Origin of the sequence: Arthrobacter sp. Ld5 (genome assembly GCF_051172775.1) — a bacterium.
Lineage (GTDB): Bacteria > Actinomycetota > Actinomycetes > Actinomycetales > Micrococcaceae > Arthrobacter_D.
The window spans coordinates 102,304-126,542 of the sequence record NZ_JBPKBO010000002.1 but is presented as its reverse complement, the minus strand read 5'-3'; the positions used below and the strand labels follow the sequence as shown (position 1 = coordinate 126,542).

The 24,239-nt window shown below is 69.8% G+C and carries 23 protein-coding genes; 5 read left to right on the top strand and 18 right to left on the bottom strand.

Features of this window, described 5'->3' with window-relative positions:
* Positions 1 to 51: 51 nt before the first annotated feature.
* The 4 genes from ACSGDB_RS00980 to ACSGDB_RS00965 form a co-directional block, all read right to left on the bottom strand.
* Positions 52 to 828 carry a GAF and ANTAR domain-containing protein gene (locus ACSGDB_RS00980; protein WP_434992092.1) on the bottom strand — a complete coding sequence of 259 codons (777 nt, stop codon included), beginning with the start codon at positions 826 to 828 and terminating at the stop codon, positions 52 to 54.
* A gap of 53 nt (positions 829 to 881) precedes the next feature.
* Positions 882 to 1,175, bottom strand: a complete 294-nt coding sequence (locus ACSGDB_RS00975) for a hypothetical protein (protein ID WP_434992089.1) — start codon at positions 1,173 to 1,175, stop codon at positions 882 to 884.
* Positions 1,172 to 1,903 (bottom strand): GAF and ANTAR domain-containing protein, encoded by a 732-nt coding sequence (locus ACSGDB_RS00970; protein WP_434992088.1) that lies wholly within the window; start codon positions 1,901 to 1,903, stop codon positions 1,172 to 1,174. The genes ACSGDB_RS00975 and ACSGDB_RS00970 overlap by 4 nt, the downstream gene beginning before the upstream one ends.
* Positions 1,904 to 2,014: 111 nt before the next feature.
* The gene (locus tag ACSGDB_RS00965) at positions 2,015 to 2,212 is read right to left on the bottom strand and encodes a hypothetical protein (RefSeq protein ID WP_434992087.1); all 198 of its coding nucleotides are present in this window, start codon (positions 2,210 to 2,212) and stop codon (positions 2,015 to 2,017) included.
* A 485-nt stretch (positions 2,213 to 2,697) separates the two neighbouring features.
* Between ACSGDB_RS00965 and ACSGDB_RS00960 the strand changes: the two genes are divergently transcribed.
* Positions 2,698 to 4,350 (top strand): GAF domain-containing sensor histidine kinase, encoded by a 1,653-nt coding sequence (locus tag ACSGDB_RS00960; RefSeq protein WP_434992086.1) that lies wholly within the window; start codon positions 2,698 to 2,700, stop codon positions 4,348 to 4,350.
* Between the two features lie 84 nt (positions 4,351 to 4,434).
* Here the strand turns inward: ACSGDB_RS00960 and ACSGDB_RS00955 are convergent, their stop codons facing one another.
* A complete protein-coding gene (locus ACSGDB_RS00955; protein ID WP_434992084.1) occupies positions 4,435 to 5,223 on the bottom strand; it encodes a GAF and ANTAR domain-containing protein in 789 nt (262 codons plus the stop codon).
* Positions 5,224 to 5,476: 253 nt separating this feature from the next.
* Here ACSGDB_RS00955 and ACSGDB_RS00950 point away from each other — a divergent pair, with 253 nt between their 5' ends.
* On the top strand, positions 5,477 to 6,709 hold the full coding sequence (locus ACSGDB_RS00950; protein ID WP_434992082.1) for an amidohydrolase: 1,233 nt from the start codon (positions 5,477 to 5,479) through the stop codon (positions 6,707 to 6,709).
* Complete coding sequence (locus tag ACSGDB_RS00945; protein WP_434992081.1) at positions 6,706 to 8,154, top strand: amidase; 1,449 nt, start codon at positions 6,706 to 6,708, stop codon at positions 8,152 to 8,154. The genes ACSGDB_RS00950 and ACSGDB_RS00945 overlap by 4 nt, the downstream gene beginning before the upstream one ends.
* Here ACSGDB_RS00945 and ACSGDB_RS00940 read toward each other — a convergent pair.
* The 4 genes from ACSGDB_RS00940 to ACSGDB_RS00925 all read right to left on the bottom strand — a co-directional run bounded on the left by ACSGDB_RS00940 (position 8,111) and on the right by ACSGDB_RS00925 (position 11,764).
* The gene (locus ACSGDB_RS00940; RefSeq protein WP_434992079.1) at positions 8,111 to 8,974 is read right to left on the bottom strand and encodes a pentapeptide repeat-containing protein; all 864 of its coding nucleotides are present in this window, start codon (positions 8,972 to 8,974) and stop codon (positions 8,111 to 8,113) included. The two genes, ACSGDB_RS00945 and ACSGDB_RS00940, sit on opposite strands and share 44 nt — an antisense overlap.
* Before the next feature lie 397 nt (positions 8,975 to 9,371).
* Complete coding sequence (locus ACSGDB_RS00935; protein ID WP_434992077.1) at positions 9,372 to 9,740, bottom strand: PH domain-containing protein; 369 nt, start codon at positions 9,738 to 9,740, stop codon at positions 9,372 to 9,374.
* Positions 9,737 to 10,915, bottom strand: a complete 1,179-nt coding sequence (locus ACSGDB_RS00930; protein WP_434992075.1) for a hypothetical protein — start codon at positions 10,913 to 10,915, stop codon at positions 9,737 to 9,739. Before ACSGDB_RS00930 ends, ACSGDB_RS00935 begins: the two co-directional genes overlap by 4 nt.
* A gap of 24 nt (positions 10,916 to 10,939) precedes the next feature.
* A complete protein-coding gene (locus tag ACSGDB_RS00925) occupies positions 10,940 to 11,764 on the bottom strand; it encodes a nuclease-related domain-containing protein (protein WP_434992073.1) in 825 nt (274 codons plus the stop codon).
* A gap of 271 nt (positions 11,765 to 12,035) precedes the next feature.
* Between ACSGDB_RS00925 and ACSGDB_RS00920 the strand changes: the two genes are divergently transcribed.
* Positions 12,036 to 12,614, top strand: a complete 579-nt coding sequence (locus ACSGDB_RS00920) for a 3'-5' exonuclease (protein ID WP_434992072.1) — start codon at positions 12,036 to 12,038, stop codon at positions 12,612 to 12,614.
* Between the two features lie 17 nt (positions 12,615 to 12,631).
* On the opposite strand, the gene ACSGDB_RS00915 is transcribed toward ACSGDB_RS00920, so the two are convergent.
* A complete protein-coding gene (locus ACSGDB_RS00915; protein ID WP_434992070.1) occupies positions 12,632 to 13,330 on the bottom strand; it encodes a helix-turn-helix transcriptional regulator in 699 nt (232 codons plus the stop codon).
* 73 nt (positions 13,331 to 13,403) lie between these two features.
* On the opposite strand from ACSGDB_RS00915, the gene ACSGDB_RS00910 reads away from it, so the two are divergent.
* Positions 13,404 to 14,144 carry an alpha/beta fold hydrolase gene (locus tag ACSGDB_RS00910; protein ID WP_434992069.1) on the top strand — a complete coding sequence of 247 codons (741 nt, stop codon included), beginning with the start codon at positions 13,404 to 13,406 and terminating at the stop codon, positions 14,142 to 14,144.
* A gap of 61 nt (positions 14,145 to 14,205) precedes the next feature.
* Here ACSGDB_RS00910 and ACSGDB_RS00905 read toward each other — a convergent pair whose 3' ends face one another.
* The 8 genes from ACSGDB_RS00905 to ACSGDB_RS00870 form a co-directional block, all read right to left on the bottom strand.
* A complete protein-coding gene (locus tag ACSGDB_RS00905) occupies positions 14,206 to 16,725 on the bottom strand; it encodes an AMP-binding protein (protein ID WP_434992068.1) in 2,520 nt (839 codons plus the stop codon).
* Complete coding sequence (locus tag ACSGDB_RS00900) at positions 16,722 to 17,867, bottom strand: ABC transporter ATP-binding protein (protein WP_434992066.1); 1,146 nt, start codon at positions 17,865 to 17,867, stop codon at positions 16,722 to 16,724. The genes ACSGDB_RS00905 and ACSGDB_RS00900 overlap by 4 nt, the downstream gene beginning before the upstream one ends.
* Positions 17,864 to 19,564 (bottom strand): ABC transporter permease, encoded by a 1,701-nt coding sequence (locus ACSGDB_RS00895; protein WP_434992065.1) that lies wholly within the window; start codon positions 19,562 to 19,564, stop codon positions 17,864 to 17,866. Before ACSGDB_RS00895 ends, ACSGDB_RS00900 begins: the two co-directional genes overlap by 4 nt.
* Entirely contained in the window at positions 19,561 to 20,583 is a 1,023-nt protein-coding gene (locus ACSGDB_RS00890; RefSeq protein ID WP_434992062.1) for an extracellular solute-binding protein, read from the bottom strand. The genes ACSGDB_RS00895 and ACSGDB_RS00890 overlap by 4 nt, the downstream gene beginning before the upstream one ends.
* 97 nt (positions 20,584 to 20,680) lie before the next feature.
* Positions 20,681 to 21,514, bottom strand: coding sequence for an ABC transporter permease (locus ACSGDB_RS00885; RefSeq protein ID WP_434992060.1), 834 nt, complete (start codon positions 21,512 to 21,514; stop codon positions 20,681 to 20,683).
* Positions 21,504 to 22,451, bottom strand: coding sequence for an ABC transporter ATP-binding protein (locus ACSGDB_RS00880; protein WP_434992058.1), 948 nt, complete (start codon positions 22,449 to 22,451; stop codon positions 21,504 to 21,506). The genes ACSGDB_RS00885 and ACSGDB_RS00880 overlap by 11 nt, the downstream gene beginning before the upstream one ends.
* 37 nt (positions 22,452 to 22,488) lie before the next feature.
* Entirely contained in the window at positions 22,489 to 23,682 is a 1,194-nt protein-coding gene (locus ACSGDB_RS00875) for a LolA family protein (RefSeq protein ID WP_434992057.1), read from the bottom strand.
* A gap of 166 nt (positions 23,683 to 23,848) precedes the next feature.
* A complete protein-coding gene (locus ACSGDB_RS00870) occupies positions 23,849 to 24,109 on the bottom strand; it encodes a GlsB/YeaQ/YmgE family stress response membrane protein (RefSeq protein WP_434992056.1) in 261 nt (86 codons plus the stop codon).
* Between the last annotated feature and the right edge of the window lie 130 nt (positions 24,110 to 24,239).

The following is a 24,239-nucleotide window of genomic DNA, read 5'->3' as shown; positions in this document are numbered from 1 at the left end:
GCTCCAGCCGGACGGACGGCGTGGTTCGCGCAGGGACGTGGGGCCTGCGGTCTAGGTGCCGGGGCGGGAGGAGGAAGCAGTTGGTCCTGCTCCATCGGTGAAGTGGGTGCTGGCGGGTTCATCGGTCACCGTGCCGATGAGCTGTTCAGCGACGACGCGCAGTTTCAGGTTCCGGTGGTTCGACGCGTCCTTGAGGATCCCGAACGCCGCGACCTGGGAGCAGCGGTTCTGCCCCATGATGATGCCGACGGCCAGGTCGATGATGGTGCGGGAGGCCATCGCAGCCTGCAGATTCAGTGCGTGCTGCTTTGCGCCCTGTCCGCGCAGCATCACTTGCAGGGTGCTCCCGGCCTGCTGTGCGAAGTCGTTCACGGCGTCCTGCATCGGCTGGTCGAAGAAGCCGGGACCGTTGGCGTAGAGGTTCAGTGCCGCCGCCCCAAGCTCACCGACCCATAGGCGGGTGCCGAGCACCGAACGGAATCCGACGTGCTGGACGGCGCCGAAGAATACGGGCCACCGGAGATCAGTGGTGACGTCCTGAACATCCGTGCTCTCACCGGTGCGGAGTGCGTGCAGGCACGGGCCGTCGTCGGTGGCGTATTGCGCTTCGTCCATGAGCACGACGGCGGCACTGCTCGAGGCAACAGTAAGAACGCCGCCGTGCGCCGGCTGGTAGGTGATACCGCACTCCACGCGCACGGTGGCGCTGAAGGCCCGGGCGGCGAGGTACGCCAGTTCCTGGAGAAAGACTTCCACGCTGTCCTCGGACAGCATCAGCTCGTGCAGGGAGTGTGTGATGTCCTTCAGAACGCTGATCGGATTGTCCATGCCTGCATCCTAGGAGACAACACTCCTCCACGGTGCGCCCACTGTCCCATGGGTCACCCGCGTTCCGGCCGATCAAAAGTGATCTCGTGGCGGAGGGGAGCGCGTAGTTTCGGTGGGATGTCGTCGATGAGCTCGTTGATGGCGTGGGCGAGTTTGTCGCACTCCATGGGAGGTAGGGCGATCATGCGGTTGAGGTAGGCGTCGATCTCGTACTCGTCGACGCTGCCGGTGATCGAGAAGTAATGGAGCCACACCTCGGGCAGGGACAGACCGGCCTGCGTCATGGCATCGCCGATCTGTCGACGCTGAGCGTCGTCGACGGTGCTCGTGTGGTCGTTCGGGTTCACGGTGTACCACCGGATCGTTTCGGACGCCCATCGCGCAGGAGGACGATCCGTGCGACGTCACGCAGTGAGATGCCTTCGTCCCCGGCCCTCTCCAGGAGGTAGGTGAGGGCCTCGTCCTCGGGCACGTCGTGCTGTTCCATGATGATTCCCCGGGCGATGGCAATCGTGTCCCTGGTCCGCAAGGTTTCCTTGAACTTCTCGCTGAGGCGCTGCGGGGTGTCGTTGGCCTGGATGTGTCCGAGGAGGACCGCAGCAGAGAGCGCGAGGTGAGCCAGGATGTGCTGGTCCTGGCTCGTGAACGCGTCAGGCGTTGCAGCATAGATCTTCATTGCGCCGAGCCTGCGCGGGCCCTCCTGGAGGGGGACGCTGTAGCAGGAGCGGATGCCGGCGCTGACCGCTGACGCGCTCCAGTCATGCCAGTGTCGATCGGTCTCCGTGTCCTCGATGTACATGGCCTTGCCCTCGGACCATGCGCTCAGGCACGGCCCGTCGCCCAGGTCGTACTGGAGCTCATCCGCCTGGAGCACAAGGCGGTCGGTCGCCCCGACGCTGGTCGGTTTGTTGTCCTTGATGAGGCTCACGCCGGCGCCGACCGCATGGGGAACCGCTTCCTTGGCCGCCGCTGCCAGGGCGGAGACCGCTTGTTGCGCGGTCTGCTCGGTCAGCAGGACCCCCTGGGTGCGCCCGATGATCGGGGCGATCTCATTCAGGGATGAGGGGTCATTCATTGTTCAGCTTTCTCGGGTCGAACGACAGTCCACTGACTTCTGTCCTATCAGTTCCGCGCGAACAACTCCACTACCCGGCCGCCCGATGCCGGAATGCTCTCGCGGAATTCACTATTCCGGAATGAGGGGGAGCAGGGAATCGCCTGGCGCGGGATACCGGCCGGACCGGTACGCGGTCTCGATGATCGGTTCGAGTGCATCGAGTACCGTGCGGTTACCGGGCAGAACCACATGGGCCAGGAATTCCGATTCCAGCGTGGCGATGCCCGCCGCGACCGCTCCCAGTTTGGCGTCTATCAGCAGGGTCATGGCGTACCACGTCCTGCGGGTGGTGCGCTCGAAGTCCTTTGCCTCCGCCTCGCGGAGGACGCCTCGCGGTGCGTCGTCCCGGAGGCTCCCGGCCCCGTCTGCTCCGGGCACCGAGACAACGATGCGGAATTGCCGCCCTCCACCCCGGAAGGCGATCGCGCTCCGCTTCCCGTCGTGACCGAAGCAGACATCGGTGGCTCCGTGGTCCACCAGGGCTCGTTCGATGTGCTCCCGGGACGCTCCGCTGCTCAAGGAACCACCACGGGTGTATGGACTTGTCATGGGCTAACTATGGACCCGTTGACAACCAAAGCGGTGCTACGTCGATGATGTTTCGACCTCGGGTAGGTATGAGGGTGGCGGCGGACGGGGACATTCCGGCAATCGGAAGTCGGGTAGCGCCCGGGTAGTGGGCCGACCTCGGCGGCGTGGAACCATGGGGGAGGAACAAGGCCTGTGCATCGTGACCGGAGTGGGGGCGTCCCGTGGCACCGAGGGCTGAGCGCAGTCGCAAGGCTTCTGCGGCGGACGGGGAAGGTGCCTCCGAACTGCCCGTCGGCGTCAGTGCCCTGATCGGAGCGTTCGATGCGATGGCCGAGGACATCGACCTGGGTGTTGTCCTTGAACGGGTCGCATCAGCCGCCTGTGAACTGGTGGACGCACGGTACGGGGCGCTGGGCGTGATCGGTCCCGACCTGCTGCTGAGTACGTTCATCACCGTCGCAGTCGAGAAGGGTGAGATCGGAAGAAGCACATCACCGCCCCAGGGCGGCGGGGCCGTGGGCGTGCTGGGCGCTGACCGGCGGCCAGTGCCCCCACGCGAGCGGGCAGCCGAGTTCTCCGCGCAGCATCCGGAGGGGAGCTCCTTCCTCGGCGTCCCCATCCGGATCCGGGACAAGGTCTTCGGGAACCTGTACCTCACCGAGAAGTACGGAGGAGCAGCTTTCACCGATACCGACCGACAACTCCTCCGTACCCTCGCCGCAGCTGCCGCCGTCGCGATCGCGAACTCCTACCTGTTCGACCACTCGATACGCCGCACACGGTGGCTCGGGGGCGGCCTCGACGCGGTCCACGAGATCCTCGAGCAGACCAGCCCGGCCAGGAGCGCGGCCGAGACCGTCGTCTTTCACGGGTTGCGGGCATCGCAGGGTGACCTCGCCCTGGTTCTTCGCGAACTCGGCGATCGGCGCGGGCTCCTGTGCGAGGCAGCCGAGGGCATGGGCGCCGAATCCCTCCTTGAATCGTCCTGGGAGTTTCCGTCGGTGTTGAAGAACCTGACAGTGGTAGGACCTCCGCTGCTCCTGACTCCCGAGGGTATCGACCGACTGCTTCCCGGCTCCTCGCCTGCTGCCCCGACGACGGCGCTGTGCGTCCGTCTCGCCGGGCCCGGGGAGCGGCGATACATCCTCTTCGTCCGGCGGGCGGAGTCCCCGTTCATCGACGTCGACCATGAGATGGTCCAGACGTTCACCTCGCACGTGTCGCTGGCCCTGGAACTGCTGCAGGCCCACCGGCAGCGGGAACACGACGTGGTGTTCGGGGACCGGGACCGGATTGCCCGCGATCTCCATGACCTGGTCATTCAACGCCTGTTCGCTGCGGGTCTGAGCCTGCAGAGCCTGCGCAAACACCTCTCGAACCCTGACGCACTCGCACGTGTCGGTCTCGTGACCGCGGAACTGGATGCCACGATCAGGGAACTGCGGGATACCATCTCCTCGCTGCGACTGGTTCCCCAGCTCACACCCACCTTCAGCGCCGACATCTTCGCGCTCGTGGCCGAAACAGCCGAAGTCGATGCGCTTCAGCCTGTCCTTCACCTCTCCGGGCCCCTCGACGCCATCGACCCGACGCTGGCCCAGCACGTGCGGGCCGTTCTCCAGGAAGGCTTGTCCACGGCCCTCCGGCATGGTCCGCTACAGGCCCTCTCGATCACGCTCAAGGCCCTTCCAGACCGCCTCGAGATGGGAATCACCGACGGTGGCTCCGCGACCGCCGATCAGTCCTTCGGCCTCGGCCTGACGGAGATGCGGCGCCACGCCGAACTCTGCGACGGCACGCTGTCGATCTCGCACACCCCCGACCACCGAACGCGCGTCCTGCTCACCGTTCCCCTGGCTGCCCGGGCGAACTGAACGACGAGCCGAGCCGGCCATGGCCGTCGCCGACGACGCCAGGACGCCGGGACCAGACCAGCAGGACCCGGTGAATCCGCTGGTTCATCGCTGCACGGGTTGGTCGGATGTCCCTCCGCGTCGTGCGGTCTTCGTTCCGGGGAGTTCGCCGCTGCTGATGAGGTGGTCGGCGACCTTCCAGAGTTTCAGGTGGTTGCGCTGGCTGGCCATGGACAGCACGATGAACGCCTGCTCGCCGGTGATCTTGTGCCGTTCCATGAGGATGCCCTTGGCCTGGCCGATGACGTCCCGGGAGTTCACCGCTTCCCGTAGCTGGCGGTTCTTCTCGGCCTCGGCGAACGCGACGGAGGCGTGGGAGGCGACCAGCAGGCCGATGTTCTCGGACTCGTCGGTGAAGGCGCCGGCCCGGTACGAGTAGAGGTTCAGGGCGCCGAGGTCGTCGCCCTCGACCCACAGCTGGATGGAGAGCATGCCCCGGGCGCCGGCCTGCGTGGCGCGTTGCGCGAAGAGCGGCCACCGCGTTTCGTGCGCCATGTCGGGGACCCGGATCGTGGTGTGCTCGTAGGCCGCTTCCAGGCACGGGCCCTCACCGGTTTCCATCTGCAGTGCGTCGATGCGTGCGGGCAGGTCCCCGGAGGCGCCCCGGGATCCGATGTTCCTGCGTCCCAGGACGATGCTCACGGAGCCTTCGTCGACCCCGGGGATCAGGTCGATGGCGGCGTGGACGAACCCGGCGATGATCGCGTCCGAGTCCGTTTCGCGCTGCAGGGATCGGGCGAGCTCGGCCAGTTCCGTGGCGAGATCGCGTACCCGTTCGCTGCCGCCGTGGTGGGACGACGGCATACCCCTCTTCACCCTGAGCTCCACGCCCATTTCACACCTTCTAGCAATGGGACCATGACCGATACGGGCGGTCGGGCATTATTTTAGTGCTCGTCGTTGTCGCGCAACACCCGCACGGGCGTGCCCCATGAGAAGATCCGGAACGGACCGCAGCGGGACCCGCTGATCGGCACACAGCTGATCGCATCGAGCGAGGACCCGTGGGCGCCGCGAGCGACGTGATCCCGACGCGACCACGACGCTCGTCGACCAAGCTTCGTCTCTGCTCGCCCGAAAGGACACCATGACCTTCGACACCGACGCCTTCGAGCTCACCGATGCCCACACCACTGCCATGCACGAGCTGTACCGCCACCTGCACGCTCATCCCGAGCTCTCCATGCAGGAGACGCACACAGCCGCGTTCATCCTCGAGAAGCTGAACCACCTCGGGCTCGAGACGTTCCTGTGCGGCGGGACCGGCGTCGTCGGGATCCTCCGCAACGGCGACGGACCCGTGGTCGGCTACCGTGCCGACACCGACGGCCTGCCCATCGCCGAGGACACCGGGCTGGACTACGCGAGTACGACGACGGGCACCCTCGCGGACGGCACGGAGGTCCCCGTGATGCACGGCTGCGGCCACGACACCCACGTGACCGTAGGCCTCACCGCCGCACAGCTGCTCACCGAGAACCGCGACGCCTGGGCCGGCACGGTGGTGTTCATCTTCCAGCCCGGCGAGGAGACCGGCGAGGGCGCGGAGGCGATGGTGGAGGACGGGCTGTGGGACAAGGCGCCCGTGCCGTCCATCATCTACGGGCAGCACGTGTGGCCCGGCGTGAACGGCACGGTGAACATCAGCAAGGGCACGGCCATGGCGATGGCCGACTCCTGGAAGGTCACCGTGCACGGCCGGCAGGCGCACGGGTCGCAGCCGGACGAGTCGATCGACCCCATTGTGCTCGGCGCGCACATGGTCGTCCGGATCCAGACGATCGTGGCGCGCGAGGTGCACCCCATGAAGTCGGCGGTCGTCACCATCGGCACCTTCCACGGCGGCCTGAAGGAGAACATCATCCCGGCGTCGGCGGAGTTCACCGTCAACGTGCGGACGTTCGACGTCGACGTGCGCGAGCGCGTGCTCGGCTCGCTGCGACGCATCATCGGCGCCGAGGCCACGGCGTCGGGGGCGCCGGAGCCCGTGATCGAGGAGATCACCAGCTTCCCCCAGTGCTACAACGACCCCGCCGCCACCGAGGATCTCATGGTGGCACTCGGCGAGGTTCTGGGCGAGGACGCCGTCATCGAGTCCCCGCCCGTGATGGGCAGCGAGGACTTCGGCCTCCTCGCCGAGGCCATCGGCGTGCCGAGCGTCTACTGGTTCTTCGGCGGGCACCCGCAGGGACTGCTCGACGGCGACGGCCCCGTGCCCGGCAACCACTCGCCGTACTTCGCACCGGCCATCGAGCCGACGCTGACCACCGGCGTCCGGGCCGCCATGACGGCACTGCTGTCGAAGGTGGGCACTGCGTGAGCGGTGCGCTGCACGAACTGTCCGCCGTCGAGCTGACCGGTGCCATCCGCAGTCGCGAGGTGTCCGCGCGGGAGGCGCTGGACGCGCACGTCGCCCGGATCGACGCCGTCAACGGGCGCATCAATGCGGTGATCACCGAGGACCGTGAGGGCGCCGTCGCGCTCGCAGCCGCGGCCGACGAGCTGACGGCGTCGGGCGCGGACCTGCCGCCGCTGCACGGGCTGCCGATGACGCACAAGGACACGCACAACACCCGGGGCCTGCGCACCACGCAGGGCTCGACGATCTTCCGGGACTTCGTGCCGACGTTCGACGACCTCATCATCGGGCGCCTGAAGGGGGCCGGAGTGGTCACGACGGGCAAGACGAACGTGCCGGAGTTCGCCGCCGGCTCGCACACGTTCAACGAGGTGTTCGGGACCACCGTCAACCCCTACGACACGAGCCGCAGCGCCGGCGGCAGCAGCGGGGGAGTGGCGGCGTCGATCGCAGCCCGCATCCAGCCGCTGGGGGACGGCAGCGACATGGGCGGCTCGCTGCGCGTCCCGGCGTCGTTCTGCAACGTGGTCGGGTACCGGCCGTCGATCGGCGTCATCCCGTCCCTGCCCACGCGCAACGCCCGGGCGTGGCTGAGCCGCAACGGGCTGATGGCGCGGGACGTCGAGGACATCGCGCTGGGCATGACGGCGATCGCCGGGGCCGATCCGGCGATCCCGTTCGCCTACCCCGTGCGGGGCTCGTTCGGCGCCGGGCTGCAACGGGACCTGACCGGTCTGCGGATCGGCTGGTCGCCGGACTTCGGGCTCGACGTGCCGGTGGACCGTGAGGTGCTGCGCGTCCTCGAGGGGCAGTTGCAGGTCTTCGCGGGACTGGGGGCGATCGTCGAGGAAGCGGCACCGGACCTGCGGGATGCCGACCAGGTGTTCGGGACCACGCGGGCGTTCGACTTCGTGCTCGGCCTGGGCGACCTCGTCGCCAGGCACGGGGAGGCCATCAAGCCCGAGATCCGCTGGAACGTGGAGCAGGGGCAGCGGCTGACGGCTCAGGAGCTCGTCGACGCCGCCGTCGCCCGGACCCACCTCGACGCCGGTGTGCGCCGCTACTTCGGGCGGTACGACGTGTTCGTGAGTCCGGCCGCGCAGGTGCTCCCGTTCGACGCCGCCGAGCGGTATCCGACGTCGCTGAACGGCGTCGCGTTCGAGACGTACCTCGACTGGATGCGCTCCGCCTGCCTGATCTCCGCGACGGGTCTGCCCGCCGTGTCGGTGCCGGCGGGGTTCAGCGCGGACGGCCTGCCGGTGGGGCTGCAGATCGTGATGCCGCACGGCAGCGACGTGGAGCTGCTGCAGGTGGCATACGCGTTCGAGCAGGCGACGGGCTGGGCGAAGCGGGCGCCGGAACTCAGTCCCGCCAGTGATCGGGAGCATGCAGGTCCTCAGGGATGAGCGTGCGCGAGTCGCCCCCGGCGGCCTCGAGCTGCGACTGCGTCAGATAGAGGGCCCTGGCGAGATCGGCGCCTCCGAGACGGGCATCCCGGAGATCGGCACCGAGGAGATCCGCCCCGGAGAGGTCGCACTCCCGCAGGTCGGCGGCGATGAGGTAGGTGCCTCGGAGGTTCGCTCCCTGCAGTGGTCGGGACCTGAGGTTCTGACCCATGAGATCCGCGCCGGGAACGAGCGTGGCACCGAGATGATCGTCCCCGGTCGCGAGATAGGACGCTCTGACCTCATCGCTGACGTCCATCAGCGTCGAGCGCACGCGCGCGTGAAGAGAACCGAGGTCCAGGGCGAGCACCTGCTGGGCCCCATCACCCATGGCGCCCTCGATGACTGACCGCAGGTCGTCGACCCGGTGCAGGGTGTCCGGGTCGTACGTCCTGCTGCCGGCCTCGGCCAGGTACCAGAGCATCTCGTGGAGCTGCCGGATCACCGTGAACGCCGCGAACATCTCCAGCGCCGTCTCTGGTGCCTCCCTCCAGCTGACACCGCGGAAGAGATGCTGCGAGACGTTCTGGCCGGCGCCGAAACAGTCGAAGACCGTGCACCCCCGGAAGCCCCGCGGCCGCAGACGATCGTGGATGGTGCAGGAAAAGTCGGAGTCCAGGTTCCGGCAGGGAGATCCTGCGGGCTTGTCGACGGCGAAGTCCGCCGAGCGGGAGAAACCGAGGGCTGTGCAGCAGAGCGCGAAACAGCTGCTGCAGTCCGGACGGAGGTCAGTCCTGGCCAGCGGCGAGTCAGCTGCTGGGTTGGGTGAGGTGGAGGGCATGGAATCTTCTCTGGGTGAGTTCGGTGAGGGACCGGGTGTGAGGGGAACTCGCGGGGGAGTTCCCTCCGAGGGCGCACGAAATCACCGCTTCCGGGGGAAGCGCACGGGAACCGCTGCCTGAACTCTGGATCACAGAGAGAAGAAGAATGTCACTCCGGCCAAAATACCACCCCGGATCACCGTGGTGTGGTGGGTCAGTCCTCCACGCGAATGCGCCGGGCGAGCTGGGGATAGGCGTAGCGGACCGATGTCCCTGCTGACGCCGGTCCGGTCGCGTAGACCTGATCGCCACCCCGCTTCGACCTCGAGTTGCCAGGAGCTGGCATAGGACGGGGTCAGTGAGACGCCGTGCCCGGGGTGACCTGCCCAGTGAGGTAGCGGGCGCTGCGTGGTTGGTTCACCTGTTGATGAGGTGCCACAGGATCACGTCGTGGGCGTGCTTGGCCTTCTCATCGCCGCGGAAGTCGGCTTCGAAGGCCTTCGATCCGGCCGACACGGCGATCGAGGAGCTGGATGCGAACTTCCCGAGCATCGACTTGTTGGTCAGCATCGATACCGCCTGGATGTTCCGGTAGGGCAGGGAGGTCAGGGCCACCTTGTTGCCCACGAAGCTCTTGTCCTGAAGGATCACCCGCTGGTTGGTGAGTCCGATAAAGCCCGTCCCGACTCCGATGCAGTCGTAGACGGCAACGGCGTGCTCGCCTTGCAGGAGTCCGGACAGGATCATCTGGAGCTGTTCCGGGCGGTCGTGGATGATCTGGGTCATACGGCTTCCTTCTGCGAGTTGGTCGGGCGGACGGTCCTGACGACGGAGGGCTCCCGGGCATCCTTGACGATGCGGATTCCTGCTGCTTCGGCCTGGGCATGGCACCACTTGGTCAAGCCACCGGGTGCGAGATCGGTCAGCTTCACCTCGCCAGTGAGGTGTTGGCCCACGAAGGAGCCGAACAGGCCGATGTGGACGCCGCTGCTCTTGAGCTGGCCGTCCTGCAGGGCGGCGAGGAAAGCATTCCGGAGATTGTCCGACGTCGGCTTGGACGCGGGTACGAGGCGGGTCACATGCCCCTTCAGGTGACCCGAGGCTGAGGTCTTTGCCGCCTTTATGGCTGGCGCCGGTGGCGCGGATTTCGTCGCCTTGGCGATGAGCGAGGACGGCACATCATTTCCCTGCGACAGCAGGGGCGCCGGAACAAGCGTGGAGGCTGAGATCGGAGCCGGAGCCGCCACTACCGGCTGCGGATCGAGCAGTGACGCCAGTTCGAGGTGCAGCGCGGCCAGTTCGCGATGGATGGCTGCAATGCGAGGGGAGGGCGCAGCAGGCACTGCAGCCGGGGGATCGAGCTTCCGGCGTACAGCCGCAGGCACCGAGCACCGGAAGAGGTCGGCCAGTGTCCCGGCCAGGACGAGCTGCTCCGGTTGCGACGAGAGAATCAGGGGTGTCGGTGTATAGCGCCGCTCGATGGTCTCCACCAGTCCCTCCAGTGACCCGTGTACGGCGCCGAAGCGGAGACGCTCGACCTCGGTGCCGGGGCCGATCTGTGGCGAGTACACGCTCTGATAGGGATTGATGTCGTGCGGATCGAGCGCTGGGAAGTGCAGCGGTGCCACCGTGAGCCTGAGCACTCTGCGGACGGCGTCGAGCTGTCGGGCCACCTGCTCGACCGGATTGCCCACCGTCGTGCCGCCCGCGAGGACCCACGGTTCACCGACGTCGCTGACTCGCTGCACCCCGGCCGGGAACCGCTTCCACTCACTGAGGATGAAGGTGCCCTTCAGGGAGTTGTAGAACAGCCAGTCCACCTCGGCGACCGGCAGGGGCGGGGCGTCCGCCCGGCAGTTGCTGAACGCCCATACATGATCACCCAGCAGCTGATGCAGGCGGGTCACCTCGGCCCGGTCGGCTGTGTGCGCGGCGGTGTTCTTCGAGGGGAAGTGCAGCACGGGAGGACTTTCGGGTCGGGAGGGTCAGAAGGGCAGCGCGCCCACGGCGGACGCGAGGGCCGCCGGCATTGCGAGCAGCCAGCCGACGCGCCGCCGTCGTGCCTGTTCCACCAGCCGGTGCAGGGCCTCGAAGGAGCGCGCGACCTCCGCGGGGTCACGGAGCTCCGACGGCGCACGCCGCCAGGTCGACGGCTGCGCTGCGGCCGCTGCCAAGAGGGCGACCTGCTCCTGGGTATGGACGACAGGTCGGCGGGTGATCCAGCGCAGCAGCTGGCGCTCGGTGAGTACCGCGACGGACCGGTGCTTCTCCTTCACGGTGACCTGCTGCGCGCCGACGACGACGATCGCGGCCTCCGCGGTGACGTGGTGGCGGACCGCCGCCGAGAGGAGCTTCCCGGCCCGGACCGCCTCGTGCTCGGAGTTCCGGAGGTAGGGATACCGTGTCCCGGCGACCATGAAGGTGCCCTTCGCCGTCCAGATCTTCTGGCCGGGGTGTCGCTTCGTGTTGAGGGTGAAGACCCCCGTGGGTCCGATGACCACGTGGTCGATGTCGGCCGACCTCTCGCCGACCGGAACAGCGTGCAGGACCGTCCATTCCGGGCCGAGGGCGGAGAGGGTACGTCCCACCGCGCGCTCGCCGAGTGCACCCCAGTACCAGGGGCGGCTCGCGGCATCGAGCAAGGAGACACCGAAGAACCGGGCGACGGCACCCCGCGCGTCACTGCTGCCGCGCACCGCGAACAGTTCCTCCATCACGGACTGGCCGGGGGCCCGGCGCCGCAGGAGGCCGAGGCCCTCCGGCTCGATGTAGCCGGCCTCGCTGTCCAGGGGCTCGGCGGCAGCACTCATGGCGTCGTCCTCGTGCACATCCGGGTCCCCGTTCGCCTACCGCTCCACTCACGCATCCTGGCGATCGGGGCAGGCTGAGCCCCGCCCCGATCACCTCGAACCTATCGGTCGCGGTTCAAGGGCCGGTCGCGCCGAGGCGCCGTTTGTCGGCAGGATTACGTCAGCATTTCCGCACCGACCCACAGGGCGGTCCTTCGGGGGAGGAATGACCGGTGGCGGCTAGGCTGTCCAGGGCCACCGGAACGGGTGGTGACAGCGTCAGGGAGAAACAGTGCACGGTCTCAATTTCACGGCGATCGACTTCGAGACGGCGAACAGCAAGCGCGGCTCGGTCTGCGCCGTCGGGCTGGCGAGGGTGATGGACGGCGTCGTCGTCGAGTCCACGTCGTGGCTGATCAGGCCGCCGCGCGCCGTCAGCGAGTTCTCCCCGATCAACATCGGCGTCCACGGCATCCGCCCCGCCGACGTCCGCACGGCACCGGGCTGGGCGGAGAGCCTGCGGCGCATCATGGATTTCTCCGGGGAAGACCCGTTCGTGGCCCACAACGCGCCGTTCGACCGTTCCGTGCTTCGCGGAGCGTGTGCGGAGTCGGGGCTGGCTGCGCCGGAGAACCCGTTCCACTGTTCGGTGGTCCTCGCCCGCCGGCTCCTCGGCCTCGAGGTGAACAAGCTGCCGCACGTCGCCAAAGCCCTCGGCCTCGGCGGGTTCAAACACCACGACGCCGGGAGCGACGCCGAGATCTGCGCCGCCGCCGTCGTCGCGATCGCGCGCATGCACGCGCTGCACTCCCTGGACGTGCTGTGGCCCTCGGCGGGACGCGCGTCGTCGAGCGGTGCCCGACGAGCCTGAGGGACCGGCCGAGTGCCTCATCCGCCCCGGCCGTGCACCGGTCTGGCGTTCGCCGGCGGCTCCCCGACCTCGTGGACCGTGTGGTCGCCGCACGTGATCGTGGTGACGTCGGCCCGCTCGATACGCGACACGGCGAACCAACGCATGGCGTCGCGTAGTCGGCACCACCCGACGAGGTACCACTGGCCGTTCCTGGACGCGAACAGCACGGGCTCGACATCGCGGGTGGACGTGGTTCCGTCCTTCGAGGTGTAGAGGATGCGGACCACCCGCTGCTCGGCCATCCCTTCCTCCAGGGCCGACCTGATCCTGCGCGACGAGGAGGGGATCGTGGTGACCCACACGCGGCCGGCCAGCTCGTCGGCTCGTGCCCTGGTCCTGGGATCGAGGACATCCAGGATCTTCTGCACACCTGCTGCGGCGAGGTCCGCGTACGGAGCATCGGGTGCAGCGGACACGGCCGCCATGAGAGCCACAGCCTGCGCCGGGGACAGGCTGACAGGTGGCAGGGACGCGCCTGACGCCAAGCCGTAGCCGCCGCCCGGACCGGGACGCGACCATACGGGCGCGCCACTGCTCTCGAGCGCCGCGAGGTCCCGCTTGACCGTGCGTACGGACACACCGAACTCTCGCGCCAGCCGCTCGGCTGAGCAACCCCGCGATCCGTTGCGGCGCAGCATCTCGGAGAGGGCATGGAGCCGCTGGACTCGCTTCACGAGTGGATACCCGCCATATTCATGACACAAATAGTGACATGCCGTTGTCCAGGACGCCTGCGAGGGTGGTGACATGACAACGACTACGAGCAGTCCGCCCATCATTCTCATCGCCGGCCACTGGCTGGGCGCGTGGGCCTGGGACGACGTCCTGGAACACCTGAACGACGGCCGAACCAGCGCGATCGCGATGACACTGCCCGGTCTCGACGAGAACGACCCAGACCGTGCGGCGAGGAGTCTCGACGATCAAGCCGCAGCGATCCTGGACCTCCTCGCTCGACTCGGGGTCTCCGCGGATCAGCCGGCGGTCATCGTCGCCCATAGCGGGGCGAATGCCCCCGTCAGCCTCGTCCTCGACCGGTGCCCTGAGCGTGTCCAGCGAGTGGTGTGGGTCGACTCCGGCCCTGTGGCGCCGGGAAGTGCCTTCGCCCCGGACCTCCCCGAGGGGGTGGAGGAGCTGCCGCTGCCGTCCTTCGAGCTCCTCGGGCAGCAGGCGAGCCTCGAGGGCCTGAGCGCAGAGGCCCTCGAACGGTTCCGTGCCCGAGCTGTCCCCGAGCCCGGCCCCGTGCTTCGTCAGCCCGTCGAGCTCACGAACGATGCCCGCCGCCAGGTCCGGACCACCCTGGTGTGCTGCTCGATCCCGAGCGCGCAGATGCTGGAGCTGGCCCGGGCGGGCCATGCCATGTTCGCGGAGGTCACGACCGTCGAGCACCTCGACGTCGTCGACCTCCCGACGGGGCACTGGCCCATGTGGAGCCGCCCGCGCGACCTCGCCGAGGTCATCCGGTCGGCGGCTTCCCGAACCGACTGAACCGCACACGGTGGGACGGGATCAGCGATCACCGCGATCCCGTCCGCACCCCGGACCGGACCTACGCCGTCAGCTGCCGCTGCCGCCCGGTGCGCTCCCGCCACCGTGACCAGGCCGTCGGCAGCCACGAGCACAGGGCCCAGTAGGCGACGCCGACGGGCAGGCAGCCGACCACCGCGACGACCGGCCCGAGCGGCATCAGCACCGGATAGACGAGCCAGTGCGTCAGGTAGATGTACAGCGACGCGGCGGCCAGCCAGCCCGTCACGCGGCGCAGGACCGAGGGCACGGGCAGCGCCGGCACCCAGGTGATGAGCAGCAGGCCCACGATGATCGTCACCTCCCGCAGCGGGTGGTCGAAGAAGCCCGGCACGGTCAGGACGGCGACGGCGGACACCAGCAGGCGGCGGGGCATGCTGTCCGCCCGCGCCACCGCCCAGCCCAGCAGAAAGAGCCAGAACACGGGCAACGGCTTGGGCAGGCCGGGATCCACGATGTCGTACCGGCTGAGCAGCGTGACCGCCAGCAGGCCCAGCGCGAACCCGAACGGCACACGGCGCTCCAGGCGGTCCAGCCAGGGGATCGCGAGGAGAGCCATGACGGCGACGAGCACGTAGACGAGCATCTCCACGAACCAGAAATGCCACTCGCTGGTGACCTCCTGCGGCCCCACCATCCCGTTGAGCAGGAAGATGTTGGCCACGCTGTAGTCGTCCGTGACCACGTACGCGAACGCGATGAACGCCACGGACGGGACGACGATCCTCGCGAGGCTCCGGGCGTGGCGCCGGAGCCGCCCGGTCCGCGTCCCGGTGAGCTGGAACCGGGCGAAGTTGAAGCCGGCGATGACGAAGAGCAGGTGCGCGGTGTGGAACGTGAACAGCTCCACGTGGGCGGCGACGATGCAGACGGTCGCGACGGCGCGCAGCACGATCGAGGGCTCCAGGAAGGAGACGAGGCGACGGCGGCGCCGGGGCGTGCCGCGGCCGGACAGCTCCCCGACGGTCCGGAGGTGCCAGTCGGCGGGGAGCCGGCCGAGGGCCGCCTCCAGCCGGACCGACAGCGCCACGTAGGAGAGCGAGTCGCCGTCGAGCGTGACGAACGTGTCCGTGGCGCGCACATCCGGGCGGTCGAGGCACTCCGCGTAGATCCGTGCGACGTCGGCGGGCCCCTCCCGGCCGGGACGCTCCACCGGAGCGTCGGGCTGAGGGATTGCGAGGCGGAGGACGGCGGGGTAGTCGATCTTCCCGGTGCCGAGCCGGGGCAGGCTCTCCACTGGGTGCACCCCGACGGCGGCCCGGGGCAGCCCGAGGTCCGCGGCGAGGATCTTCGCCAGCATGCCGCCGTCGTGCTCGCCCTCGACCGCGATCACCAGGCCGCCGTCGTCGGAGCCGGCGACGGCCGCGACGGCGCCCAGATCGGCGAGGATCCGTTCCACCTGCCCGAGGTCCACCCGCAGCCCGGCGATCTTCACGAAGCGGCTGCGTCGGCCCACCACCTCGTAGAGGCCGTTCGGGTGCTGCCGGGCGAGGTCGCCGGTCCGGAGTTCGTGCACCTCGCGCCCGAGGGCGAAGTCCTCCGGGCTCTCGGCGTACCCGAGCATGACGTTCGGCCCGGAGTAGACCAGTTCCCCGTGCGGCAGGCCCTCGACGGGATCGATGCGGAAGGAGCCGCCGGGGATCGGCACCCCGATGGTCCCCGGGTGCTCCGCCGCGAGGTCCGGCGGGAGGTAGGCCATCCGGGCGGTGGCCTCCGTGGCCCCGTACATGACGAACAGGTCCCAGCCCCGCCGCTGCCCGGTCTCCGCCCAGAACCGGACCTTCTCCGGTGCGAGCCGCCCGCCGGCCTGCGTCATGTAGCGCAGGCTCGGCAGGTCCATGTCCGCGAAGCCCACGCGGTCCAGCAGATCGAAGCTGTAGGGGACGGCCGCGAACGAGGTGGCGCCGCGTTCGCGGACGAGGTCCCAGAAGCAGGGGTCGACGACGGACAGGTCCGTGAGGACCAGACCGGCGCCGCGGGCCAGATGACTGTTGACCACGGACAGCCCGTAGCAGTACGAGAACGGGAGGGTGGTCGCGGCGCGGTCGTCCGGCCCGATGCCCAGGTACTCGGCGATGGACCGCGCGTTCTCCTCGAGGTTCGTCCGCGAGAGCCGGACCAGCTTGGGGGAGCCGGTGGACCCCGACGTGCTGACCAGCAGCGCGAGGTCGGGGTGGAGCGCGTGCCGGGTGCCGGGCCGGCGCTCGTCGAGGTCGAGGGAGCCGTCTGCGGTCCGGAGCACCACGTCGGGGTCGTAGGCGGCCACGAGCGACTGGAGGGCGGCCGGCTTGTCCGCCGGCACCAGCAGCAGGGGATGGCCGGCCGTGACCGCGGCGAGGTACGCCACGAGGGTCTCGACGTCGTTGCGGGCGGCGAGCAGCACGAGCCGGCGCTCCGTGCCGAGGCGGACGACGACGTCGTCGACCCGCGCCGCGAGCTCGCGGTACGAGAGTACGCCGTCTGCGGTGAGCACCGCGGGCCGGCCGCCGTGGCGGGCGAGATCGGTGAAGGTGGCCTCGGAGAGGTGCGGGTCGATGCTCACGGGACCACCGGGGGCCGGGGAGCGTTGCGGGGCGGCGTCGTGACGGCGCGGTCGCCGACGAGCAGCGTGGGGGAGGTGCCGGGGGCCACGGTCACGGTGACCGCCGTGCCGACGGGATGGCGCACGTCGTGGGGCTGCCAGGACCGCAGGGTGCGCCCGGAGGCGAGCGCCACGTGGTGGAGCACGAACGCGCCGTGGTACTCGACGGCCGTGACGTGGGCGGTGGCGTCCGGGGCGGCGCGCAGGGCCACCTCGTGGGGCCGGAGGACCACGTCGACGTCCACGTCGCTGTCCGCCCAGCCCGGGACCGTCGACACCACGCCGATCTCGCAGGTCAGCAGGGCGCGGTGCACGTGGGCGGGCAGGAAGTCGGCGTCACCCATGAACGAGGCGACGAAGCGCGTGGCGGGCTGCTCGAAGACCTTCTCCGGAGCATCGGCCTGCTCGATCACGCCGCCGTTCATGACGACCACGCGGGTCCCGACGGACAACGCCTCCGTCTGGTCGTGGGTGACGAGTACGCCCGTGGTGCCGGTCTCCCGCAGGACCGCCACCGTGTCGCGGCGCACCTGGGCGCGCAGCGACTCGTCGAGGCTGGAGAACGGTTCGTCCAGGAGGACGACGGCGGGGCGCGGCGCCAGCGCGCGGGCGAGGGCCACGCGCTGCTGCTCACCACCGGAGAGCTCGTGCGGATACCGCTCCGCGAGGTGCCCCAGCTGGACGAGGTCCAGGAGGTCGCCGACGCGCTTCCGGCGCTCGCCGCGCGGCAGCCGGTCGAGGCCGAACGCCACGTTCCGGGCGACGCTCAGATGCGGGAAGAGGGCATGGTCCTGGAACACCAGTCCCACGCGCCGGCTCTCCGGGTTCACGAACCGCGAGCGGTCCGCGACCACCTCGCCGGCCACGGTGATCCGCCCGGCGTCGGGCCGCTCGAGGCCTGCCACGAGCCGCAGCGTCGTCGACTTGCCGCACCCCGAGGGGCCGATCAGGGTGACGAGTTCCCCCGCGGGGATGGCGAGGTCGAGCGACTCCACGCCGCGGGCGGACCCGTAGCGCTTGGTCACCCCCTCGAGGGTGAGCGCCGGTGGGGCGCCCGCAGGGCCGGGACCGGCCGGCGGTGCGCTCTGCATCTGTGCCGTCACTGTCCCTCCTTTCCGGACGTGGTCCCGAGGACGTCGCGCCGCCGGGTCTGGCGGACGAGGACGAACACGGGGATGATGGCTGCTGCCACGATGACGAGGGCGGGGAGGGAGGCCTTCTCCCAGAAGTTCTCGCGGGCGAGCTCGTACACCCACACCGACGCCGTCGTGAACCCGAACGGCCGCAGGAGCAGGACGATGGGCAGTTCCTTCACGGCGTCGATCACCACGAGCATCAGGGCGACGGCGACGCCCGGGCGGGCGAGAGGCAGGTGCACCCGGCCGAGGATGCGTCGGGGGCCCGCACCGAGACTGAGCGCGGACGCCGTGACGGCGGGGCTGATCTTCTCGAGGCTCGCGCTGACGGACTGGTAGGCCGGGGCGAGGAACCGGATCACATAGGCGTACAGGATGCCGATCACCGAGCCGGTGACGATCAGCCCTGTCCCGCCGGGGACGCCGGCACGCTCCAGGGCGGTGTCGAGGGTGGCGAAGGACAGCAGGACCCCGATCCCGATGACGGCGCCGGGCACCGCGTACCCGAACGTGGTCAGCTGCGCCGCGACGGAGACGACACGGCCTCCGCCCATCCGGACCGCGTGGCCGATGCCCAGGGAGATGGCCACGCAGGCGACGGCGGCGATCGCCGCGACCAGGAGGCTGTTGGCCAGGTACTCGGCGAAGCGCGGGTCGGCGAGGAATCCGGCATCGGCGGCGATCTGGCCGAAAGCCCAGATCAGCAGCTGCCCCACGGGGATGAGGAACCCTGCGGACAGGGCCGCGAGGCAGGCCGCCGTCGCGCCCCAGGCGCGAGCACCCCGCAGGCGTTCGGGCTGGAAGCCCTGCCGGCGCCCGCCCTGCTGGTGGTAGCGGGCGCGGCCCCGCAGTGCCCGCTCGGCGGCCAGGACGGCCACGGCGAACAGCAGGACGAGGACGGCCAGCTGCGTTGCGGCGTGGAAGTCGAACGTGCCCTTCCAGACGAGGTAGACGCCCACCGAGACGGTCTGCACGTTGAAGTACTGCACCGTGGCGAAGTCGGTCAGCGTCTCCATCATCACCAGGGCCAGTCCCGCCGCAAGGGAGGGCCGGGCGAGCGGCAGCACCACGCGGCGCAGGGCCTGCCCGCGCGTGGAGCCCAGGGTGCGGGCGGCGTCGTACGTCCCCGAGGACTGCTCGATCAGCGCCGACCGCGCCATGAGGTAGACGTACGGGTACAGGGAGAGCGTCATCACGAGGATCGCGGCGGGCAGCGAGCGGACCTCGGGCACCCACACGTCCGTCCCGAAGACGGCACGGAGGAGGGACTGCACGGGGCCGGCGACGTCGAACACGGACAGGAAGACGAACCCGAGGACGTAGGCCGGCACGGCCAGGGGCAGGACGAGCAGCCATACCAGCACGTTCCGCAGCGGGAACCGGTAGGCGGTCACGAGCCAGGCGAGGCCCCCGCCCACGAGCAGCGCTCCCGCGCCGACGCCCAGCATCAGGGCGAGGGTGGTGAGGATCATCGGGACGAGATCCCGCGGCGGGGCGGTGCTCCCGAGGCTGCCCAGGCCGTCGACGACGACCGCCAGGACGGGGGTGGCGACGACGACGGCGACGGTGACGACGAGCATCGACCAGGCCGGCCGGCCGACGCCGTACGCCCGGTACCGACGGCGGGGCGGCCGCGGCTCGGCGAGCGCCGCCGTGTCGGTCACTTGTATCCGGCCTCGGCGAGCAGGTCGACGGCGTCGGCGTTGAGCGTGCCGTAGGCCTCGGCGTTGAGCGGCATGCGCGTGAACTCGCCGAAGGCCGCGATGACCGGCTCCGGCTCGACGGTCGGGTTGACGGGGAACTCGTGGTTGGCGTCGACGAAGGCGTTCTGGCCGTCGGTGGCGAGCCACTCGATGAGCTTCTGCGCGTCCTCCGCGTTGTCGGAGCCCTCGACCACGCCCGCGCCGGAGATGTTCACGTGCGTGCCGGCGCCCTCCTGGCTCGCCCAGAACAGGTCCACGTTCAGGTCGGGGTTCTCCTCGAGGGTCCGGGCGAGGTAGTAGTGGTTGTTGATGCCGACGTCGCACGTGCCGGCGTCGATGGCCTCGAGCAGCAGGATGTCGTTGCTCATGATCGCGACGTCGTTGGCCACCCAGCCCTGGACGATCTCGAGGGCCCGCTCCCGGCCGTGGAGGTCGATCAGGCTGGCGACGAGGGACTGCGTGTAGGCGGAGGTGGCGTCCCGCATGCAGAGGCGGCCCTTCCACTGCGGGTCGGCGAGGCCGGCGTAGGTGTCGGTCGCGTCGAAGGCGGCAGGGTCCACGGCGTCGGGGTTGTACGTGACGGTCCGTGCGCGCAGCGCGAGCCCGTACCAGCGGCCCTCGGCGTCGCGCAGGTCGTCGGGGACGGCCTCGTCGAGCACCGGGGAATCGGTCGCGGCGAGTTCGCCCTGGCGTGCGCCGTTCCAGAGGTTGCCGGCGTCGACCGTCATGAAGACGTCCGCGGGCGTGTCGTCGCCCTCGGCCTTGAGGCGCTCGAGGAGTTCCGCGTCGTCACCGGTGATGAACTCGACGGTGATGCCCGTCTCGTCGGTGAACTGCCCGAACGCACCCTCGAGGTCGTAGTGGCGCGCCGAGTAGATCTGCAGGTCGGCGGAGTCGCCGCCGATGGCGCTGCACCCCGTGAGGATCGAGGTGAGGGCGGTCAGGCCGACGAGGGTCTTCGTCAGGGGGCGCGCGTGCATCAGGGTCTCGTCTCAGGCAGTGGGGGAGTCGTCCGGAGGGCCCTGCCCTCCGCTACCAAGGGTAGCCTAATCTAACTCTGCGGTGCCATTCGCCCCGTCAGCTCAGGATGTCCTTCGTGCTGAACCGCCCGTAGGCGAGGCTCCCGAACACCGCGATGTAGCCGAGCTGCAGCAGCGCGTTGTCGAGGAAGCTGGTCCAGACGAGGGGTTGCCGCAGGAAGTCGCCGAAACCCAGCCAGTAGTTGGTGAACAGCCAGGGGTGCAGCCATTCGAGCTGGGGGAGCGCGCCGAGGATCTGCGCGACGGCGGCCAGGGCGGCCGTGGCGGCCATTGCCCCGACGGGGATGGTGGTCAGCGTGGAGATGAACAGGCCGATGGCGCTGAGCCCCATCAGCGACACCGTCACGTACAGGGCGAGCAGCAGCAACCGGCCGAAGTAGCCGGCGATGCCCACGGTGTCCCCCGACAGGAGCGTCACCGGGCCCACGGGGAAGAGCAGCGCCCCGATGATCGCGCCGGTGACCACCACCGTCAGCGTCGCGACGAGGCAGAACAGCGCAGCCCCCGCGTACTTCACGAGCAGCAGCCGCAGGCGTCCGGCCGGGGCGACGAGCAGGTACCGGAGGGTGCCGAGATTCGCCTCGCCGGCGATCGTGTCGCCCGCGACGACGCCGATGGTCAGCGGGAGGAACAGCGGGATGGCCACGGTCAGCGCCGTGAGCGACACGAACAGGCCGTTCTGGGTGATGCTGTCGAGGAACGCGGGGCCGCGGCCGCTGCCCGAGCCGTCGGAGGCCACACGCACGACGACGGCGATGAGGATGGGGATCAGGGCCAGCGCCCCGATCATCGCCCACGTGCGAAGCCGCCGGAACAGGATGGTGATCTCCGACAGGACGAGCGAGAGGCCCAGTGAGCGTTCAGCCGGCAACGTCGAACCCCTCTCCGGTGAGGGCGACGAAGCGGTCCTCGAGCGAGGCGCCGCTCGCCTCGAAGCCGCGGACCCGCACGTCGGCGTGGACCAGGGCCGCGTTGACCGCCTCGGGCAGGAGTCCGGGGACGGCCAGTTCTGCGGCGACGACGTCGTCGCGCCCGTGGGGTTCGGGGTGGAGGCCCAGCCCGGAGAGGATCCGGCGGGCGTCGGCCACATCGGGCGTGGTGACGCGGACCCGGACGGTGCCCTCGGCGCGCAGTTCCTCCAGCGAGCCCTGGGCCACGAGCCTGCCCGCGCTCATCACGGCGACCATGGTGCACATCTGCTCCACCTCGGCGAGCAGGTGGCTGGAGACGAAGATGGTGGTGCCGTCGTCGGACAGGGAGCGGATGAGGCTGCGCACCTCGCGCGTGCCCTGCGGGTCGAGGCCGTTGGTGGGTTCGTCGAGGATCAGCAGGTCCCGCGGGGCGAGGAGCGCGTTGGCGATACCGAGGCGCTGCTTCATGCCGAGCGAGTAGGCGTGGGCCCGCTTCGTCGCCGCGTGGCCGAGGCCCACGCGCTCGAGGGCGGCGTCCACGCGCCGGTCCCGCGTGGCCGGGGAGGTGTGGCGGTCGGCGGCGTCGAACCGCTGCAGGTTCGCGCGCCCGGATAGGAACGGGTAGATGGCGGGGCCTTCGACGAGGGCCCCGACGCGCGGCAGGACGGTGCGCGCCTCCTTCGGCATGGCGCCGTCGAGCAGCCGGATGTCGCCGCTGGATGCCTCGGCGAGGCCCAGGAGGACGCGGATGGTGGTGGTCTTCCCGGAGCCGTTGGGGCCGAGGAAGCCGAACACCGTGCCGCGGGGGACGGCGAGGTCGACGTCGTTCACCGCCTTCTGGCGGCCGAATACCTTGGTCAGTCCGCGCGTCTCGATGGCCAACGCACCGGCGCTCACCCGCGGACCCGCGGCGGGTGAGCGGGGCCCCTGCGGATCACCGCTGGGCTGCGGCGACGAGCTGGTCCACGCCGACGGCGCCCGCGAGGACGCGGCCGTCGTCGGTGATGAGCACCGAGACCAGGGAGGTCTGGAGGGCCCTGCCGCCGTCCACCTCGGTGAGGGCCTGGTCGAGCAGCGCCCCGGCTCCGGCGACATCCTGGGGATCCATGCCGGGCTTGATCTCCATGATGTCGGCCATCCCGGCCGCCTCGCCGCTGCCCGGGGCGACCCCGAGCTCCGCCGCGGTGCCGGCGGGCAGCTCCACGATGGCGCTCCAGCCTTCGCCGAGGACCACGGGCTCGTCCGCCGCGGCGGGCTGGTCCTTCGCCTCCATGCGGGCCTCGACGTCCTCGACCGTGGGTGCCTCGGTGACGGTGGCGCCGGCGGGCGGCGTGAACTCGAAGACGCCGGCGTCGGGGGTGCTGAAGTCCACGGCGCTGAAGCCGGCCTGGAACGCGGCGTCCTCCTGGCCCTTGGCCTGCACGGTGACGCTCAGCGGGACGCCGGTCTCGGAGTCCACGGCGACGGCGATGGAGCCGATCAGGGTCGCGGTGTCCTCGGGGGTCAGCCGCAGCTCGTAGGCGCTGCGGCCGGCCACGCGGCTGGTGCCGTCGACGGTCACCTCGGTGGTCGGATCGATCTCTGCGAGGAATACCTCGGCGAGCTCCGCGGGGGTGCGGGGGACGTCCTGCAGCTCGGGGTGCTCGACCGCCTTCTCCTGCAGTGTCGCTTCGAGCTCCGCCGTGGCGGACGCGCGGTCGGGCAGCACGGCGTGCGTGGCCTCGTTGGTGCTCGAGTCGTAGAACCAGACGTCGTCCTGGTTGACGACGACGTTGCGCTCGGCGAGCTGGTCGAGCACCTGGACCCGTGCGCGGTCCGGACCGTCGACGTACACCTGCGCGGTGTGGTCGGCGGTGAGGAGTTCGAGCGCCGTGGTGGTGGGGTCCGAACCGGACGTACCGCCCGGGGGCGTGGCCATGCTGATGTCGGGCAGTCCGAGGTCCGAGGACTGCTCCACGGTTCCGGAGTAGGCGTCATCGGTACTCGCGGCCACGAACTCGAGCAGCTCCTGCGCGGTCTTCGCCGGGAGCTGCGGCTGGGCTTCGGCGACCGCGGATCCGCCCACGGCGGCGGCGACGATGACGACCGGGACGATGCCGGCGGGAAGCCAGCGCCAGTTCTTGTTCATGATTGAGCCTTCCGAACGAATCTGTGCCCCATCTGGCGCCTACGCTACACCCGCAAGCTGGACGTTCCGTGGGCACGGGTACTGCATGAACGAGCGGGACGGCCGGGGTGTGCCGGGTACGACGAAGGGGCGGCCGGAGCCGCCCCTTCGGTGCTGCGCGAAACGATCAGTGGGTGACGCGACGGCGGCCCGAGAGGCCCTCGGCGACGCCGATCAGGAGCACGGCGGCGATGACCGAGACGATGAAGCCGAGCACATTCAGCTCCATGATCTGTCCGGTGCCGAGGAAACTCGCGATGGTGCCGCCGATCAGCGAACCGACGATTCCCAGCAGGAGCGTGGCGATCAGGCCGAGGTTCTGCTTGCCGGGCTTGATGAGACGGGCGAGTGCGCCGATGATGAGGCCGGCGATGATGAATCCGATCACGATGAATCTCCTTCTGGGGGCCCGCGCTGCGCGGGAAGTGTGTGGTCCTGCCGGTCGGGATCCCCTGCCGGCCGCGCTCCGGGCCATAGGGCAACCCCGGTACGCGCGGCCGTGGTCCTTGCCTCCGGCA